The following is an 18,548-nucleotide window of genomic DNA, read 5'->3' as shown; positions in this document are numbered from 1 at the left end:
CTTGCTGCGCACCATCGGCACCGGGTTCGAAACCAGATGCTCGCCAGCCTGCAACGGCGCCACCGGCACCGCCTTGACCGGCGTCGCCGCACTGCCCAGCAGCAACGGCTTTGCCGTCTCCACATGCGGCCCCAACCCAGGCCCAGGCACCTGCCTGGCCAGCAACTCCAGTAACGCCCGCGCCCGGCCGGATTTAATAGAACTCAACACCTGAGCCCCCAACCGAAGCTGCACCCCCATCCCCCGCGTAGCCCATAGCAGCAGCAGGTTGATCAAGACTTCGCCGGTGATCTCACCCAACAGTTCGTACATCTCGGGCGGCGGCAGCAGGCGTATCCAGCTGACCATCGCCGACAAATAGATAAACAACAGCGGCTCATCACTGAGCACCAGCAAGCCCTGGGCGAGTGTGTCCTTGCCCAGTTTCAGCAGTTCATCGAGTTCGGCTTGGGAGAGGTACTGCAGCAGCTTCTCGCTGTTGGACTTGAGGTTCGCCAACAGGTCGTACAGCTCGGTGATGTTGTCCCACAGGTTGTAAAACGCCTGGCCAATCCCGCTTGCAAAGGCCGCGCCCTGTTTCGCGCTGCGCTTGAAGGGTAGGGCTTTGGCAAAGTCTGCCCATTGAGGCTCGAAGCGCTCGTGCCATTGCTTGCGCAGGTCCGCTTCCAGCCCGGCAATCACCGACTGGTAGGACGCATACAGCGCCTTGACGTGATCTTTGGAGACATTGGGGTAGAAAGTGACTCGGTACTGCTGGTCGCGAGTACATTCGGGCACTTCAAGCATGCCGCTGGGGCCGATGGTGCGGTGCAGCGGCGCGCCAATGGGCGTGCCGTCCTGGGCGATGGCTTGCAGCGTCACCGGCGTGTTGCCGATGGGGACGAAGCGGGTGCTCTCGAACAGGTGCACCAGGGTCAGCCCACCCTGGGCCTTGCATTGAGCGACTGTGCGACTGGGCGTGTCGGAAGAGATCGGCGCCACCAGTGCGACGTCATCCCCGACCTTGAACACCTGCTCGACTTCCAGTGCCGAGCCACTGAAAAAGCTGTCGGCCCACGCGTCGAAGGTGTTCAGGCAATTGCGCAAATCCCCAAGCACGCGTTCAACATCCGGCGCTTCGGGGTCCATGGGCGCCAGGACGAAGCTGGCCAGCGCCGGAATCAAAACACAGCCCCGACAACCGGGGCCCTAACGAAAAGAACCATCTGCACTCCCTCGCACTGACTAATCAGGCGAGGGACTTTGCAGCGGTTCTCGGGGCAGGGGAGTAGAGCTTATCCGGCAGTTACGTAGGAAGTTTCAACAACCCTGTCGCGCAGCACCAGACTGCACAGCGCCGGCAGGAACAGCAGCGTCAACACCGTGCCCACCAGCACGCCGCCGATCAGCACATAGGCCAGGGACGACCAGAACACCGACAGCGTCAGCGGAATAAAGGCCAGCGCCGCCGCCAGGGCGGTGAGGATCACCGGCCGCGCGCGACGCACGGTGGCTTCGACAATGGCTTCGCGTATCGGCATGCCGTGGTCCTGGTTCTGGCGAATCTGGTCGGTGAAGATCAGTGTGTTGCGCATCAGAATCCCGCCGATGCCGATCAGCCCGAGAATCGCGTTGAACCCGAACGGCTGGTTGAACAGCAGTAAGGTCGGCACCGCGCCGATCAGCCCCAGCGGCGCGGTGGCGAAGACCATCAACATCACGCCGAAGGAGCGCACCTGGAACATGATCACGGTGAGGGTCAGCAGGATCATGATCGGGAACAGCGCCGCCAGGGCGACGTTGGCCTTGGCGCTTTCTTCCACCGGGCCGCCGATATCGATGTGGTAACCGGCAGGCAACTTGGCGATCAGCGGCTGCAGGTCCTTGTACACGGCCATTTCCACATCGGGCGGTTGTACGCCGTCGACGATGTCGGCGCGCACTTCCACCGTGGTGGCGCGGTTGCGGCGCTTGAGGATCGGTTCTTCCATCACCGCCTGGAAATGCCCGACCTGGGCCAGCGGTACCGAAGTGCCGGCGCTGTTGGTCAGGGTCATGTTGTTGAGGTTGCCCAGGTCCTCGCGTTGACTGCCCTGGGCGCGTGCCACCACCGACACCGTGCGGTTGCCTTCACGCACTTCGGTGATCGGGTTGCCGCTGAGCAGGGCGTTGAGCTGGGACTTGACCTCGTCGGGCGTGAAGCCGAGCAGGCGCAGGCGATCCTGATCCAGCACCAGGCGGTAGCCGCTGGCGCGCTCGCCCCACTCGAGGAAGGCGTCGCGGGTCAGCCTGTTGGCGGCCACCACTTGACGCACTTGCTCGGACAGCCCGCGCAGCACGTCCAGGTCCGGTCCGGACACACGGAACACCACCGGGAACGGCACCGGGGGGCCGAACACCAATTGTGTGACGCGCACCCGTGCCGCTGGAAACTCACCGGCGGCGATGCGCTCGCGCATGCGCACTTTCAACGCATCGCGTGCGTGGGAGTCCGGGGTTTGCACGATCAACTTGGCGAACGCCGGGTCCGGCATCTCAGGGTTCAACGACAGGAAAAAACGCGGAGCGCCGCCGCCCACATAGGTGTCGACCATGCTCGTCTGCGGTTCCTGCAGCAAGGCTTTCTCTACTTGCGCCGCCACCGCTTCAGTGCTTTTGAAGGCGCTGCCAGGGGGCATGTACACCTCCAGGATCAGCTCCGAACGGTCGGAGTCGGGGAAGAACTGTTTCTTCACCACTGCCATGCCCAGGCCGCACAGCACAAACGCCGCCACCACCATCCCGGTCACCAGCCAGCGCCCGCGCACACAGGTTTCCACCAGGCTGCGCAGTTTCTGGTAATAGCGCCCGGCGTAAATCGCATCGTGCCCGCCGGGCACCGGCTTGATCTGCGGCAACAGCTTCACGCCCAGATAGGGCGTAAACACCACCGCCACCAACCAGGATGAAATCAACGCAAAGCCGACGATCCAGAAGATATTCCCGGCGTACTCGCCGGCACCGGAGCGCGCGAACCCCACGGGTAGAAAACCGATGATCGTTACCAGCGTGCCGGTCAGCATGGGCGCCGCCGTGGAGCTCCAGGCGTAGGTGGCCGCATGGATGCGGTCGAAGCCTTCTTCGAGTTTCACCACCATCATTTCAATGGCGATGATCGCGTCGTCCACCAGCAGGCCCAGGGAAATGATCAGGGCGCCGAGGGTCACGCGGTCGAATTCACGCCCGGTGACCAGCATGATCACGAACACGATCGACAGTGTCAGCGGCACTGCCGCCGCCACCACCAGCCCTACACGAAAGCCCAGGGCCAGCAGGCTGATCAGCATCACCACGGCCAGGGCGACGAAGAACTTGAGCATGAACTCGTTCACCGCCAGGCTGATGTTTTTTGCCTGATCGGAGACCTTGGCGAAATTTACGCCCAGGGGCAGGTCGGCCTGGATCCGGGCTTCCTGGGCCTGCAGGCGCTTGTCCAGTTCCAGGCCGTTCCAGTGCTTCTGCATGATCACCCCGAGCATCAGCGCCGGGTCGCCCTGGTGGCGGATGCGGTAGCTGGGCGGGTCTTCATAGCCACGCCGGACCGTCGCCACATCGGCGATGCGCAGCACGCGGCCATTGACTTGCAAGGGCACGTTCTCGATCAGCGCCAGGCTGTCGAAGGCGCCATCGATACGGATATAGGCGCGGGCGCCGGCGGTTTCGACGAAGCCTGAGGGCGCCACGGCGTTTTGCGCGGCGAGGGCGGCGAAGATCTGTTCGGGTTTGATGCCCAGGGTCGCCAGGCGCTCATAGGAGAACTCGACAAATACACGCTGGGCCTGTTCGCCGAGGATATTGACCTTCTTCACCCCCGGCAGGTTGAGCAGGCCCTGACGCAGCGCTTCGGCCATTTGCACTTGCTGGCGATGGGGCAGGTGTTCGGCCTCCAGGGCGTACAGCGCAAAGTACACATCCGAATACTCATCGTTGAAAAACGGCCCGATCACGCCCTTGGGCAGGTTCGCGGCTTCGTCGCTGAGTTTTTTACGGGTCTGGTAGAACAGGTCCTGTATCTCGCTCGGCCGGGTGGATTCGAGGAAGGTCATGCGCATCGAAACGAAACCCGGCTGGGCGATGGTCTCGACGCGGTCGTAGTAATCGAGTTCCTGCAGGCGCTTTTCCAGGCGGTCGGCCACCTGTTCCTGCATTTCCTCGGCGGTGGCGCCGGGCCAGGCGGCGGTGATGGTCATGACCTTGACCGTAAACGACGGGTCTTCGGCGCGCCCCAGCTTGCCGAACGCGAAGATCCCGGCGGCGATGATCGCGATGATCAGGAACAGCGTGACGGCGCGGTGCTTGACCGCCAGTTCCGAGAGGTTGATTCCACGCATGCTCATTGGTCCTGTTTACGGTTGAGGGCCAGCGCCTGGGCGGGCAGCAGGCGTACCCGGTCACCGCTGTGCAGCAGGTGCGCACCGAGGGCGACGATGGTTTGGCCAGGCGTGACGCCGCTGTCGAGCAGGGCTTCTTCCTGGCCGAGACTGGCGACTTTCACCGGGGCGAAGCTGATCGTGTTGTCGTCACCGATCAGCCACACGCCGGTGCCTTGTCCCGCGTCCTGCAACGCACCGATGGGCACACGGGTTTGCCGGGCCTGGCCGTCACCTTGCAAGCGCACGGTGATGGTGGAGCCGAGGGCGAAACGCTCGACCGCGCCGTGCAGCACGTAGCGCGCGCGGTAGGTGCGGGTGGTGGGGTCGGCGCTGGCGGACAGCTCGCGCAGAGACGCGGTAACGGCCTGGTCCGGCGCACCGAACGGGAAGGCCAGGGCGTTTTGCGCGGCCCGGGCGCGTTGCTGTTCCGGCAGGTTGACGATGGCTTCGCGGGCGCCGTCATGGGCCAGGCGCGCCACGATCTGCCCTTCGGCGACCACCTGGCCGCGATCGGCCAGCACGTCGGTGATGATGCCGTCGCCATCGGCCTTGAGCACCGAATAGGTGCGACGGTTCTCGATCTGGCTGGCATCCGATTGCGCCGCCGCCAGTTCCGCTTCGGCGACGCGCAGGTTGGTCGCCGACTGGTCGAATATCTGCCGCGATACCGCGCCGGTACTGGCCAGGCGCTGGTAGCGGTTTTCGTCGTCACGGCGCTGGCGCAATTGTGCCTGGGCCGCGTTGACGCGGTTTTTCGCCGAGCGCAACGCCAGTTCGAAGTCGCCGATATCCAGCACCAGTAGCGTGTCGCCACGAGAGACATGCTGGCCGGGATCGACCTTGCGTTCGATCACTTTGCCGCTGACCCGAAAGCCCAGGTTGCTTTCAGTGCGGGCCGCCACCACGCCGGTATACGCGCTTTGCTGGGTGCCGCCAGCCTCGACCTTGGCGGCCAGCACCGGACGCGGCGGCGAGACCTGGGTGGCGTTGTCGGCCTGGCTGTTGCAGCCACTGAGGATCATCAACACAGCCAGGGGCGTGAAAAGGCGCAGGTGCAGAGGGGGCATGACGAACTCCTGGGGGACCATGGGAAAAAATTATGGACATAATTTTTTACTCATATTATGGTCGAAATATAAATTAATCCAGCCCCCGGATATTCCCCATGGCAAACGCCCCGGCACCTTCACGCAGCTTGTTGTTCTTGCTGGTCGCCCTCACCGCATTGGGTGAAGTGTCAACGCAATTGATCATCCCCGGTCTGGGTGCCATCGAGCAGGCGCTGGCGGCGCCGCAAGGTTCGGCACTGATGGCGCTGTCGGCGTTTGTTGCTGCGTTTGGCCTGGGGCAACTTGTGTTCGGGCCGCTGTCGGACCGTATCGGCCGCCGTCCGGTATTGATCGCCGGCCTGACGCTGTACGTGCTGGCGACGCTGTCGATGCTGCTGGTCACTGACATCCAGCAATTTATCGCTGCCCGCGTGCTGCAAGGCCTGGGCGCGTGCGCCGCGCTGGTGCTGGCGCGCACCGTGGTGCGTGACGTATGGAATGCCGAGGCGGGCCCGGCCCTGGCGCTGACCATGATCGGCATGCTCTATGCCATCGTCGTGGCGCCGATGGCGGGCGGCTTGCTGATCAAGCTGTTCGGCTGGCATGCGCCGATCATTCTCGCCCTGCTGATCGGCAGCGTTGTGTGGCTGCTGGCGGTGCTGTTCTTTCGCGAGAGCAACCATTACCTCGATCCCGGGGCCGCGCATTGGCGCACCCTTGGCGGGCAGTACCTGGATTTGCTCAAGGGCCGCCCATACCGCGCCTATGCTGTGGCCCTGGCCTGTACCTACGGCGCCATGTTTGCGGTGATTGCCGGTTCGTCGGCGGTGTTTATCAACCTGCTGGGCCTGAGTAGCCTGGAGTACGGCATCAATTTCGGCCTGATCGTGTCGATGCTGATCGTCGGTTCCACCTATACCCGGCGCAACATCCTGCGCCTCGGGCCGCAGCGGATTGTGACCATGGGCGTGACGCTGGTGGCCGCAGGTGGGGTGTTGGCACTGCTGATTTATGCGCTGTTCGGGCTTTCCGTGGTGGGCCTGGATATTCCCATAGCCCTGGCCACGCTCGGCGGCGGGCTGGTATTGCCCGGCGCGGTCACGGGCGGGGTGATGCCCAACGCCCATCGTGCGGGACTGGCGGCCGGGTTGATGGGCTTCGCGCAGATGTTCGGCGCCACCTGCAGCGGCGTGCTGTTGAGCCAACTACGCGATGGCAGCGCGACGCCGATGATCGTCATCCAGGCCGCCTTTGCCGTCACGGCCTTCGTCGCGTTTCACCTGTTGCGTCAGCGCGCGCCCAAGGAACTGTCCTATACATAGGACGATCAAGGCCGCTTTTGCCGGCTAGTGCTCTGCGGCCTGGGGACTTATGGTGTAGGCACTTTGGAGGTACACCATGAAAAAACTGATCGGTCTCTACACCAGCCCTCGCGCTCACTGGGTCGGCGACGGCTTTCCGGTGCGCACGCTGTTTTCCTACGACACCATGGGCAAACACATCAGCCCATTCCTGTTGCTGGACCACGCCGGCCCGGCCGATTTCACCCCCACCGAAACCCGTCGCGGCGTGGGCCAGCACCCGCATTGCGGCTTCGAAACGGTGACCATCGTCTATGACGGCGAAGTCGAGCACCGCGATTCCACCGGTGCCGGCGGAAAAATCGGCCCGGGCGATGTGCAATGGATGACGGCGGCCAAGGGCATTCTCCATGAAGAATTCCACTCTGAGGCTTTCGCCCGCACAGGCGGGGCACTGGAGATGGTGCAATTGTGGGTCAACCTGCCGGCCAAGGACAAAATGGCCGACGCCGGTTACCAGACCCTCGTCGATGGCGACATCCCGGTGCTGCCGCTGGCGGGCGACGCGGGGCAACTGCGCCTGATCGCCGGTGAATTCGCCGGTACTCAAGGGCCTGCCCGCACCTTCACGCCGATTGACGTGTGGGACTTGCGCCTCAATCCCGGTAAGGCGGTGACGTTGGACTTGCACGCCGGGCGCAACACCGCGCTGGTGATCCTGAGCGCAACTGTGCAGGTCAATGGCGAGGACTTCGCGCGCCAGGGGCAGTTGGCGTTGTTCGAGCGTGACGGTGACCGCCTCACCCTGGAGTCCAACGACCACGCCAAGGTGCTGCTGCTCAGCGGCGAGCCGATCGACGAGCCCATCGTCGGCCACGGCCCGTTCGTGATGAACACCGAGCAGGAGATCCACCAGGCGTTTGCCGATTTCCAATCGGGCAAATTCGGGCGGATGCAGGCCTGAAGGCCGGTGGTTGAATAACCCCTTGTGGGAGGGGGCTTGCCCCCGATAGCGGTGGGTCAACCAACATCAGTGTTTGCTGGGCTGACGCCATCGGGGGCAAGCCCCTCCCACATTTTGCTCTGCGCTATACCCGCCATCTTCATTTCATGCGATCTTTCTCGGCATTCGCCCTGGAGTCGCCTGGATGCCCTCATTTATCGCTGAAAACCCGATGGTGTGCGCCCTGGCGCTGATCCTTATCGACATTGCCGTATGGCGCCTTATCACCCCCGCGCTGGCCAACTGGAAACTCGCGGCGCGGCTGGTGATCTTTGCAGTGTTCAGCGCGGTGTTGTTCAACGACGGCATGAACCCCATGCAAGCGGCGCCCTATGTCGACGACACCGCCCGGCACCTGGCGGCCACGGCTTTGCAGATCGGCTGGTGGCTGTTCGCGGCGCGCACCCTCACGGTGTTGCTCGGCGCGGTGATGATGCAGCGGGTCGGTCACACCGGGCGCTTGTTGCAGGACCTGATGGGCGCGGTGATTTTCCTGATCGCCATCATCGCCGCCATGGCCTACGTGCTCGACCTGCCGGTCAAGGGCGTGCTCGCCACTTCCGGCGCCGTGGCGATCATCGTCGGCCTGGCGCTGCAAAGCACCCTGAGCGACGTGTTTTCCGGGATCGTGCTCAACACCACCAAGCCTTACCAGATCGACGACTGGATCTCCATCGACGGCACCGAAGGCCGCGTCACCGATATCGACTGGCGCGCCACGCGCCTGCAGACCTCCCAGGGCAGCCTGGCGGTGATCCCCAACTCCCTGGCGGCCAAGGCCAAGATCATCAACTTTTCGCGCCCGGCGGACATGTTCGGCCTGGCGGTCAGCCTGCAAGTCAGCCCCCATGCGCGCCCGCAAACGGTGATCGAGGCCCTTGAGCGGGCGATGCAGGGCTGCCGCGCGCTGTTGGCCAAGCCGGCGCCCAGCGTCGCGTTCAAGGCTTCGGCCAGTGGCGGCGTGGAATATGAAATCAGCGGTTTCGTGCCGGCCATGGGCCTCAAGCGCGAAGTGCGCAACCAGCTTTACGACCTGGCCTTCCGGCATTTGCAGGCGGCGGGCGTGGGGCTGTTGTCCGCCACCGAAGGCAGTACGCCCGCCACGGTCTCCGGCGCGCGGGCACTGCTTGAGCGGTCGTCGATCTTCTCCACCCTGCGTCAGGAAGAAAAAGACACCTTCAGCCAGAACATGACCCTGCACACCTACCGCGCCGGCGACATGATCCTGCCGGCGGGGGAGGTCAGCGATCACCTGTTCATCATCGAGTCCGGCGTGGTCTCGGTGATGCTGGTCAAGGGCGGCCACACGTTCGAGGCCGGGCGCATGGGGCCGGGTGAGGTGATCGGCGAATCGGGCATCCTGACCGATCAGGCCACGCTGGCGGATTTCACCGCCAAGACCTACTGCACGCTGTACCGCATCGAAAACGAATACCTCAAGCCCTGCCTGGACGCGCGCCATGACATCGGCGAAGCCATGAAGGCGCTGCTGGACTTCCGTGTGCACGCCGCCCAGGCGCTGACCGAAGACGCGCCGGTGGTGCCGGTGAAGAAAGGTTTCCTGCAGTGGTTGAGGAGCCGTGGCCTGTAGATTGGTCACCTGTTCTTCGCCCGGATTGGCTATTTCTCCAGACCGCCCAGGTGACTAATCTGCGCACCAATCCCCACCGTTCTGGAGTTCCACCATGCAAACCCGTACCGATTTCTACAGCGCTTCCCCGGACGCCATGAAGGCCATGCTGGCCCTGGAGGCGGCAGTCGGCAAGCTGTCCATCGAACTGCCACTGCTGGAACTGGTGCGCCTGCGCGTCTCGCAAATCAACGGCTGCGCATTCTGCCTGGACATGCACACCGCCGATGCGCGCAAGGGCGGTGAAACCGAGCGCCGCCTCTACACCCTGTCGGCCTGGCGTGAAACGCCGTTCTTCACCCCGCGTGAACGCGCCGCCCTGGCCTGGGCCGAAAGCCTGACCCTGCTCAGCCAGACCCACGCCCCCGATGAAGACTTCAACGCCCTGGCGGCCGAGTTCAGCGCGCAGGAACAGGTCGACCTGAGTGTGGCGATTGCCACCATCAACAGCTGGAACCGCCTGGCGGTGGGTTTTCGCAAGATGCCCCAGTAAGCGCTCAGCCGGATTTGAAATAGCCACGCGGCGTGGTCCCGGTCATGCCTTTGAAGAAGGCGATCAACGCACTGTCGCTGGCAAAGCCCAGTTCAAAGGCGCAGTAGCCCAGGCTGCGCCCGGTGGCGAGCAGTTCGATCACCCGCATCAGACGCCACTGTTGGCGCCACTGCTGATACCCCAGGCCGGTTTCCTTGAGGAAAATCCGGCCTATGGTCTTGGTGCTGGCGCCAATGTGCTTTTCCAGCGCCTGCAATGTGGGGGGCAGGCGGTCGAGCCGGGCCAGCAGCGGGGCCAGGCGCTTGTCCCTTGGCAACGGCAGGAGCAGCGGCTGTTCGGCGGCGTGGCGGATTTCATCAAGGCACAGGCCGAGCAAATGCGCGTAGCGGCCCGCGTGCCAATCGGTCTCGAACGGGGCCAGAGCCATCGGCTCCAGCACTGCCCTGAGCAGGGCACTCACTTCGATCACCCGCACCTGGGCCGGCAACTGCTCGGCCAGGGCTGCGCTCACATACACCGAGCGGTAATCCACGGCCTGCTGCATCACCGCGCGATGGGGCAAGCCGCCGGGTATCCAGGCCGCGCGCGTGGGTGGCAGCAGGCACAGTTGATTGTCCAGGGTGATCCGCGTGCAGCCTTGCTGGGTGAACAGCAGTTGCCCGCGCTGGTGCCGGTGCAGCCCGGAGTCGTGGTTGCCCAGCACCGCGGCGATGCCGATCACGGGCGCCGCGAATGCGTCGGGGTTGAACGATGCGGCGGCCTCAAGCCAAGCCATGGGATGTCCGATTTCAGGGATAAAGTGTCGAAGTCCGGATAATACCCCAGGCAGGGCGCTCTAGAATCCCTGCGGTGTATTTACGGATGGATCTGGTGATGAAGTCGAACAATCTGCTGATGCTGACCATGGCCCTGCTGATGTTCCCGCAATTGGCGCAGACCCTGTACAGCCCGGCCCTGGGTGATATCGCACGGGCTTTTGCGGTCGCGCCTGAACGGGCGGGGCAGACCCTGTCGGTGTACTTCCTGGCCTTCGCTGTGGGCGTGGTGGTATGGGGCCGTTTGAGTGATCGTTGGGGGCGGCGGCCCGTCATGTTGGCCGGGCTTGCGATCTATGTGGGGGCCATGGCGCTGGCGTTGAACGTGGCAGCGTTCAACGCCTTGCTGCTGGCCCAGGCCGCTGCCGCCTTTGGAGCAGCCGTGGGGTCGGTGGTCACGCAGACGGTGCTGCGTGACCGTTTCCACGGTGCCGAGCTGGCCCAGGTATTTTCCGCGATGGGGATTGCGCTGGCGGCAAGCCCTGCCATCGGGTTGTTCAGCGGGGCGAGTCTGGTCGAGTATTTCGGTTATCGCGGGGTGCTCGGTGGGCTGTTGCTGCTCGCGCTGCTGCTGTGGGGCTGGAGCCTGTGGGCCCTGCCGGAAACGCGTCCGGCCTCGCTGCCCACGGCCGCCCTTGGTCAAACACTCGGCATGATGCTCAAGGACGCCGGGATCTGGCGCTCGGTCGGGTTGGTCGCGGCGTTCAATATCGCGTTGTTCAGCTATTACAGCGTGGGGCCGTTTATCTTCGCACAACAAGGGCGCTCCACCGCCGAGTTCGGCTACAGCGGCGTGCTGCTGGCCCTGGGTTCCGGGTTGGGAGCGTGGCTGAACAGAAGCCTGCTTAGACGCGGGATGGACAGCGCTCAGTTGGTATTCGTCGCTGCGGTGGTGGCGGTGCTCGGCAGCTTGTTGGTGTTGGGCCTGCAACACAATGGGCTGCTGGTAGGGCCGATGCTGCTGGTGGTACTGGCATTCGGCATGGCAATTCCCAACGTGCTCGGGGCGGCGCTGGTCGATTATCGCGATCGCCTCGGCACCGCCGGCGCACTGTTTGGTTTGTTGTACTACCTGGTGATTGGCAGCGGCCTGAGCCTGGTGGCATGGGTTCAGGACCTGGGCTGGAGCCTGCTGGTGTGCGGTCTGGCGGCGCTGGGGCTGGCAACGCCGCGGCTCTTCAGAAGTTGACCGATGCACTCAAGCGCGCTGTCAGCGGCGCACCCTGGAACAGGTAGTCATCGCCCATGTATTCGCCCGCGTCGCGCCAGTAGCGCGTGTCGAACAGGTTGTCGACGCTCAGGCGAAACACCGTTTCATAGCCATCGACTTTGGTGGTGTAGCGGCTGCCGATATTGACCACGGCGTAATCCCCCACTTGCACATTGCCGGTGCGGTTGGCGTACTTTTTGGCGCTGTATTGCACGCCGCCGAGTACCGCCAGGCCATTGACCCATGGCAGCGCATAGTCGGCGTACAGGCTGGCGCGCAGTTTGGGCACGTTGATCGCCTGGTGGTCTTCGTAGCTCGGCGTGCCGCTGCCGCTCACCCGTGCCCGAATGGCGGCCACGCTGGTGGCGATCTGCAGGCGGTCGGTGGCCCAGCCGTTGGCGGACAGCTCCAGGCCGGTGTTCTTCTGCTGACCTTGCTGCACGTAGGTGAAGCCGCCACTGTCGGGCTTGGCGTACTGATAAGCCTGGCGTGTCTGGAACACGGCGGCGGCGAAGCTGATACGGCGCCAGTCGTATTTCACCCCGGCTTCGAGCTGGCGCGAGACCGTTGGCGCCAGTGTTTCGTCTGCGTTCTCAGCGAACCACGGCGCGGTGCCGCCCAGGGACAGGCCCTTGCTGTAACGGGTGTACAGCGACACGTTGTCCACCGGCTTGTAGATCAATGAGGCCTGGGGCAGGAACACGTACTGTTGGGTGTGGCGTGTCGGGTTGCCGGTGACGCCGTCGAAGGCTTTTTCATCCAGGCGCACTTCGCGGCCGCCGAGGAGGGTTTGCCATTGCTCGTTGAAGCGGATGCGGTCGGTGACGAACAGCCCGTACTGGCGGCTGTCGAGGTTGCGGTGGCTGTCATTCAACCGTTTGTCGGTAGGGGTAAAACTCGGCACTTGTTCGTCGATATTGGCGGTGCCGATGAATTCGTTGACCGACTTGCGCTTGTCGATCACTCGGCGAAAGGCGCTGGTGCCGAATGTCAGTTCATGGCCTAAGCCTGCGGTGTCGAACAGGCCGGTCATGGCCGCCTGGATTTCATCGTCGCGGCGCGTATCGTCGGGGCTGCGGTAGTCGTAGACGTCGTAATTGCCTTCGGGGCTGAAGTAGTTCGGCACGCTTGCCGAGCTGCAGCTGGTCGACCCGTAGCAGCCCCACGCAAATGAGCTGTAATCGTCAATCACCACTTTGCTGCGCGCCGCGCTGACACTGCCTTTCCACTGGTCGCTGAAACGGTAGTCAAATGTGCCGTTGAGGTTCAGCGAATCAATGCCCACCTGCTTGCCTCCGGTCTGATGCCCCAGCAGTTTTTTCGGCGAAGCGTCGTGAGGCACTTCAGTGCCGCCCAGCAATTGATAACCCGGCACCGAGCGCTGTTGTTTGTTCTGGTATTCGGCATCCAGTTGCAGCACCGCGTCGGGGCTGATGTTCCAGTCAAAGGCCAGGGACATAAAATCGCGCTGGCCGTCGGCATGCTCCACATAGGCATTGAGGTCTTCATGGGCGACGTTGGCGCGCAGGCCAAATTGTTGCTCGCTGCCGAACCAGCCGCCGACATCGGTGGCGATATAACGGCTGCCGCGATCATCGGTGGACACCGTCACCGAACGCACATCCTCGGGGCGCTTGGTCACGTAGTTGATCACGCCGCTGGGCTCGGAAATGCCGCTCTGCAACCCGGCCAGGCCCTTGAGCACTTCGACCTGTTGCTTGTTTTCCAGGGCGACGTTCTGCTCGCCGGTGATGGTGCGCCCATTGATCTTGTAGCTGCTCGCCGCATTCAGCGAAAACCCGCGCACCACGAAGTTTTCGTAGTAGCCGATGGGCGCGTAGCTGTCGCCCACCGAGGCGTCGTTGCGCAGCACCTCGCTGAGCAGGCGGGCTTGCTGGTCCTTGATCAGTGCAGCGTTGATCACCGTTATCGAGGCCGGGGTATCGAGCAAGGGGGCTTCATTGAAGCTGCTGACGGAGGCTGTATCGGTTTGATAGCCGCCGCGCTCTTGGCCTTGAACCCTGATGGGCGTCAGTTCAATTTCGGCGGCCTGACCGACCTCCATTCCACAGCCGACAAGCAGGGTCGCGGTGAACAGCTCAAGCGCGCAGCGTGAGGCTGGCTTGCTGCGCAAGGAAGGTCGAGAACGATTAGCCATCAAGGGTTCCGTTATCAGAAAGAAGGTCGGATGCCAAAGGTGCATAAAGGGCGGGCGCGATCCTACCCTATTTGGCCAGGTCTTCATCGGCTGTCGGCTGAGGTTTCCGATTTTTTAGGTAGTCGGCCGACGATAGATTCGAGCCTTTTTCAAATCGCAAATGGAACTGCACACTATGACAGAGCAATTAATGGGTGCCGGACGCGCCTCATTGAACGAGGCCGTACAGGCCGGCGTTCCCCTGACTCCGAGCGCTCACGGCGCAAAACTGATCCGGCAGAAGTGGGGGGCGCATGTCGACCCGATGACTGCGCAGCTGGTCACCCTCGATTACGACTACCACGGTCATCCACCCATCGACGGTGTGCATCAAGGCAAAATTCGATTCCAGCAGTCGCTGGTGCAGGCCCTGCTCAGTGACTACCAGGCCGTAGCCGATGATCGATTCGGTGAGACGGCATTCGGTGTATATACCCCCCCTGCGGTCGGGCCGCGAATCAAACTTGTCGAGCATGTCGATGAGTTCGCCTATCGGGGCAGTGGCAATCACACCGACTATGAAGGCATCTATCGCCAGACCATCCCGCAGACCTACGGGCCTGAAACACAGATAGCCATTACACCGGCGGCGTTCAAGAAGTGGGTGTGGGCGCTCGAGTACAAGGACTTGTACAAAGACTACCTGGACGGCGTACTGCCCTCTGATGCAACGATCAAGGGCGTAGCGCCCTATGCTTTGCGCACCACCGTAAAGACGGCTTTCGTCATGGCCGCTTTTCTTCAAAAACGTGAAGGCAGTCTGTCGCTCCAAGGCTTGCAGCTCGCGCTGTCGTCGGCCGGGTTGGGGGAGGGGCAGATCGAGTTTGGTTTCGTCAACAACGCGCAACTGGAACACAGCACGCATCCCATGGCCCATGTCGAAGCCTCTCTACTGATGATTTATCGCTACACCGCAACGGATATCTGGGTGTTTCGTCATCGAACCGGCGGGCTGATAGTGCTGTATGTGCCGGGTAACTCGTCACCGTTGCATGAGTTTTCCAGTCTGGATGCAATGAGGGCATGGGTGGTGCAACAGGGCCAGGATTCAGTAAAGAGGAAAGCCCTCGCCCTGCATTTCGCCAAAGACGACCGCTTCGATACAACGTGGCACGCAGGCGTCATGACAGCCCTGACGGGAATGACCGAGTATCCGCGCATGCATCGCCTGAACCGTGATGCCGGCTTCTTCAATAACGACGGCTATTGGAACCCGGCCGATTACATCAGCCTGGATACTGTAGCTGGCAGCACCGACCCGTTCGTGGCGTTGGTCAAGGCGACCAAACAAGCTAACCTGCACGCCGCTGAAGAGGCGATCCGTGACGATGCGGATGTCAATCGTGCCAACTTGAGTGCGGTGATAGAGCCCGTGGTGGGTTGGATTAACCGCTGGGGGGCCTTGGCGATATTTTTCCCCGGTGGCGAAGGCTTGCTGGGTCTGGCCGGGCTTATCGAGGCGGGATACGGACTCAACGAAATAGACAGCGCCGACAACCATGCTCAGGTGTCAGAGGGCATCACACGTACGGTCTTCGGTTTGCTCAATGCCTTGCCTTTGGTAGTCAAGGCCGGCCTCGGTGGGGCAGTGATCAAAGGCGAAATCGAGGTGACGACCAGCGCCGTAGATCCAGCACTGACTGTGGCTGAGGGCGCTCCCGATCCCGTTCCTTTACCGCGTGTGCCGGTCACTCGCCCCGCTGGCATCCTGCATCCGCCGCCCGGCACCGAGGGGCTTGCATTGACTGAGTGGACCCGTGCGCAATTGATGCGTGGTTTCGGCCCGCAGGTCGAAGCGTTGACCGATGAAACCCTGGAGCAAGTGCGTCAGGTCAGCGATGTGTCTGACGATCACTTGCGATATTTGCATGCCGAAGGCCTCCCTCCCCAAGGGGTGTTGGCGGACACGCTGACCCGCTTCAAGATTGATCGTCAGATTCAGACGTATATCACGCAGTTGGCTACCGATGAGTCGATCCATGCCGACTTGCATCTGGTGCAGTGGTTGACCTCGGATACCGACTGGCCGGCGAGCGTGCGCATGGAATGGGTGGAGGGCGATCAGGCGATCTGGTCGTCTCAGGCAGCCACTGAGCCGGGTAAGGTGTTGCGGGTCGACGAGGACACCACGCTGTTCCCGGAGCTGGCCAGGGGCCTGGATGAGCAGCAGACGCGTGCGTTCCTGGGAAGCCAACTGCCCGTCGACCAGCCTTACCCGGACGTTTATACCCGTGCCCGGTTATTGCGCCAAAAAGCGCTCGGGATTGCCAAGCAACGGCGCACCGATCTGTTCGAGGACCATTATCAGGCGGCGGTAAAAACCGATAATGAGCTGCTGCTGGCGTTAAAACAGCAACACCCGACATTGCCTTACGTGGTACTTGAGGAGATGTTGAGTCGCCAGGAAATTGATCCGAACATCCCCCTGACACTGGCACAGACCAAGGAGGTTTTTCAGCGGCTGGAGCCTCTGGCTGAAGGTTACGAACAGGAAGTACGCCTCGCCAGGGCCTACGAAGGGGTATTCACAGATTCGGTGCGCAATCCCGATAGCGATGCCTTGTTGTTGCACAGCGTCCAACAGATGCCCGGATGGCCCACGGACGTTGCGATCGTCGTACGTGAAGGCAACATCAGCGGGCCGGTGCTGGATCGGATCGGATCCGCCAACTTATCCAACCAGCGCGTGCTGATTAAGACCGGTGAGCATTTCCAGGTCTACGCTGCGCTGCAGCCGCCTGGCTACACCCACGGTGACCTTGCCGACATGATTCTGCACAGTTTGACCGATGATGAGCGTGGCGCGATGAATGTGCGTGTCGATCAGGGACTGGAACATTTCAAATTCAAAATCCGTCGTAACTTGCTGCGTCGACCACAACTCTCAAGCGTATTGCATCGGCAATCATTGAGAACGCCGTTTTATGAGCCTGAGGAGGGCGGGCTGGCGGGTGGCAGCGCATCCTCGACGATAACCGAGCAGGGAACGCTGCTCCCGCGCATCACCCGAGGGCATGTCAAAGCCTATTTCCCTGACTCCACCGATCAACAGGTGGATGATTTCATTGCACGCTTTGACCATCTGGATGACCTGCAACGGGAGCTTGAACGTATCAGGCAGGCGTTCGTCGAGTTTGACCGCACCTTGAGCACGTGGGAGATGGTCAATGAGCAAGACGTGATGGAAGCTTTCGATCTGGTTGATATCGATTTGGCTGCTGACGGCGTGGATCCGGAGATCAGCAAGTGGGTGGAAGAAGAGCGCAGTCGGCGTACTGAGGTCGGGGCCACGTTACGCCGGTTGTTTAAATGGCAGGGTGAAGGCTCGGAAAATATTTACCGTGACGGCAAGTTGGTCGGCTTGCATCTGCAACTGGACGGGTCGCCGCAGACACCTTTCCCCTATGTCCACCCTCCCATGGACTCGGTGATTTCTCTCACCCTGTCAGGTGGTGCGCAAAGTGTTGACGGTATCCTGTCGGATTTCAGGCATGTTGAATCGCTACAGATGCAGATGCCTGAAGTGCGTGAACTACCCCGTGCCCTCGAGGGGATGACGAAGCTCACACACCTTAATCTGAGCGAGTGCCAAATCACATTGACCACTCATAATTCGGTCGAACGCCTTGCCCGGCTCACCCAGTTGGAGGAGTTGGACCTGGATTACAATCCACTGATCGTTGCGCCGGACGTGAGCCGTATGACGCGGTTGCGCTGGCTGAGTCTATCCGATACGCAACTCAGTGAGTTCCCTCGCGGTGTGACAGGCGAGATCCCACTAGGGCGGTTGGATCTCACGGGCAATCGAATCCAGTCAATCCCGACATCCGTCAGACTGCGCGCCGATATTGAACTGTCTGGGAATCCTATTTCCGATCCTGATTCCCTGAGTCGCCTGATCAGTTACCGCCGGCGCACCGGCAACGATCTCTGGCTCAATCCTCAAACCCAGCATTTGCCTCAACCAAGTGTTTGGCTGGCTGATTTACCGCCTGCTCAAATTGCCGGCAAAACGGGGCTGTGGAATCGATTGCTGAGCGATTCCGACACCAGCCTCTTCGCCAGGCGCTTCAGCGATTTGCCCCGCGCTCCCGAATATGCGTTAAACCGCCAGAGTCTGCAGGCGCGGGTGTGGAAGATACTGGAAAAAATCACAAATGCCGATGGAGTGCATCGCGCCCACCTGTGCAAATTAGCCGCTCTGGACCCTAACGGGAGCGCGCCTGGGTTGCTGGAGACGCTGGAACATGAAACGTTGATGTATGAGGCCTGGCGCAAGGGACAGCCGGTGTATCAACTGCCCAAGCGTGCGCGACTGGAGTAGGGCGTTGCTTGAATATTTCGCTGGGCAGTTCGTGCAACAACGCCCGACAGCTATGCAGTGCGCTCGCCGCTGCTGGCGTTGGAGATGTTGTGGTATCGGTTGCGGGAGATGCTCTGATTCTTGATCCAAACGTGG

The 18,548-nt window shown here is 62.2% G+C and carries 10 protein-coding genes and 1 pseudogene; 6 read left to right on the top strand and 5 right to left on the bottom strand.

Translation table 11 applies throughout. The features are described 5' to 3' along the window. The 3 genes and pseudogenes from BFQ04_RS12070 to BFQ04_RS12060 all read right to left on the bottom strand — a co-directional run. A pseudogene (locus BFQ04_RS12070) lies at positions 1-1,164 on the bottom strand (type IV secretion protein Rhs); the annotation flags it as partial. 110 nt (positions 1,165-1,274) lie between these two features. Then, positions 1,275-4,349, bottom strand: a complete 3,075-nt coding sequence (locus BFQ04_RS12065; RefSeq protein ID WP_065951027.1) for an efflux RND transporter permease subunit — start codon at positions 4,347-4,349, stop codon at positions 1,275-1,277. Between the two features lie 2 nt (positions 4,350-4,351). Beyond that, positions 4,352-5,458 carry an efflux RND transporter periplasmic adaptor subunit gene (locus BFQ04_RS12060; protein WP_065951026.1) on the bottom strand — a complete coding sequence of 369 codons (1,107 nt, stop codon included), beginning with the start codon at positions 5,456-5,458 and terminating at the stop codon, positions 4,352-4,354. 98 nt (positions 5,459-5,556) lie between these two features. Between BFQ04_RS12060 and BFQ04_RS12055 the strand changes: the two genes are divergently transcribed. The 4 genes from BFQ04_RS12055 (at position 5,557) to BFQ04_RS12040 (ending at position 9,867) form a co-directional block, all read left to right on the top strand. Continuing rightward, entirely contained in the window at positions 5,557-6,762 is a 1,206-nt protein-coding gene (locus BFQ04_RS12055) for a multidrug effflux MFS transporter (RefSeq protein ID WP_065951025.1), read from the top strand. Between the two features lie 76 nt (positions 6,763-6,838). Next, positions 6,839-7,705 (top strand): pirin family protein, encoded by an 867-nt coding sequence (locus tag BFQ04_RS12050; RefSeq protein ID WP_065951024.1) that lies wholly within the window; start codon positions 6,839-6,841, stop codon positions 7,703-7,705. A 184-nt stretch (positions 7,706-7,889) separates the two neighbouring features. Then, a complete protein-coding gene (locus tag BFQ04_RS12045; protein ID WP_065951023.1) occupies positions 7,890-9,335 on the top strand; it encodes a mechanosensitive ion channel family protein in 1,446 nt (481 codons plus the stop codon). Between the two features lie 94 nt (positions 9,336-9,429). After that, on the top strand, positions 9,430-9,867 hold the full coding sequence (locus BFQ04_RS12040; RefSeq protein ID WP_065951022.1) for a carboxymuconolactone decarboxylase family protein: 438 nt from the start codon (positions 9,430-9,432) through the stop codon (positions 9,865-9,867). A gap of 4 nt (positions 9,868-9,871) precedes the next feature. Here the strand turns inward: BFQ04_RS12040 and BFQ04_RS12035 are convergent, their stop codons facing one another. Then, entirely contained in the window at positions 9,872-10,642 is a 771-nt protein-coding gene (locus tag BFQ04_RS12035) for an AraC family transcriptional regulator (protein WP_065951021.1), read from the bottom strand. Between the two features lie 98 nt (positions 10,643-10,740). Between BFQ04_RS12035 and BFQ04_RS12030 the strand changes: the two genes are divergently transcribed. Next, positions 10,741-11,871 (top strand): MFS transporter, encoded by a 1,131-nt coding sequence (locus BFQ04_RS12030; RefSeq protein ID WP_065951032.1) that lies wholly within the window; start codon positions 10,741-10,743, stop codon positions 11,869-11,871. Here the strand turns inward: BFQ04_RS12030 and BFQ04_RS12025 are convergent. Continuing rightward, on the bottom strand, positions 11,861-14,050 hold the full coding sequence (locus BFQ04_RS12025) for a TonB-dependent siderophore receptor (protein ID WP_083217972.1): 2,190 nt from the start codon (positions 14,048-14,050) through the stop codon (positions 11,861-11,863). The genes BFQ04_RS12030 and BFQ04_RS12025 overlap by 11 nt on opposite strands. 175 nt (positions 14,051-14,225) lie before the next feature. Between BFQ04_RS12025 and BFQ04_RS12020 the strand changes: the two genes are divergently transcribed. After that, positions 14,226-18,413, top strand: a complete 4,188-nt coding sequence (locus tag BFQ04_RS12020; protein ID WP_139111925.1) for a leucine-rich repeat domain-containing protein — start codon at positions 14,226-14,228, stop codon at positions 18,411-18,413. The last annotated feature ends 135 nt before the right edge of the window (positions 18,414-18,548 follow it).

Origin of the sequence: Pseudomonas sp. 37 R 15 (genome assembly GCF_900004865.1) — a bacterium.
GTDB lineage: Bacteria > Pseudomonadota > Gammaproteobacteria > Pseudomonadales > Pseudomonadaceae > Aquipseudomonas > Aquipseudomonas fluorescens_AM.
This window is presented reverse-complemented; position numbering and strand designations above follow the sequence as displayed.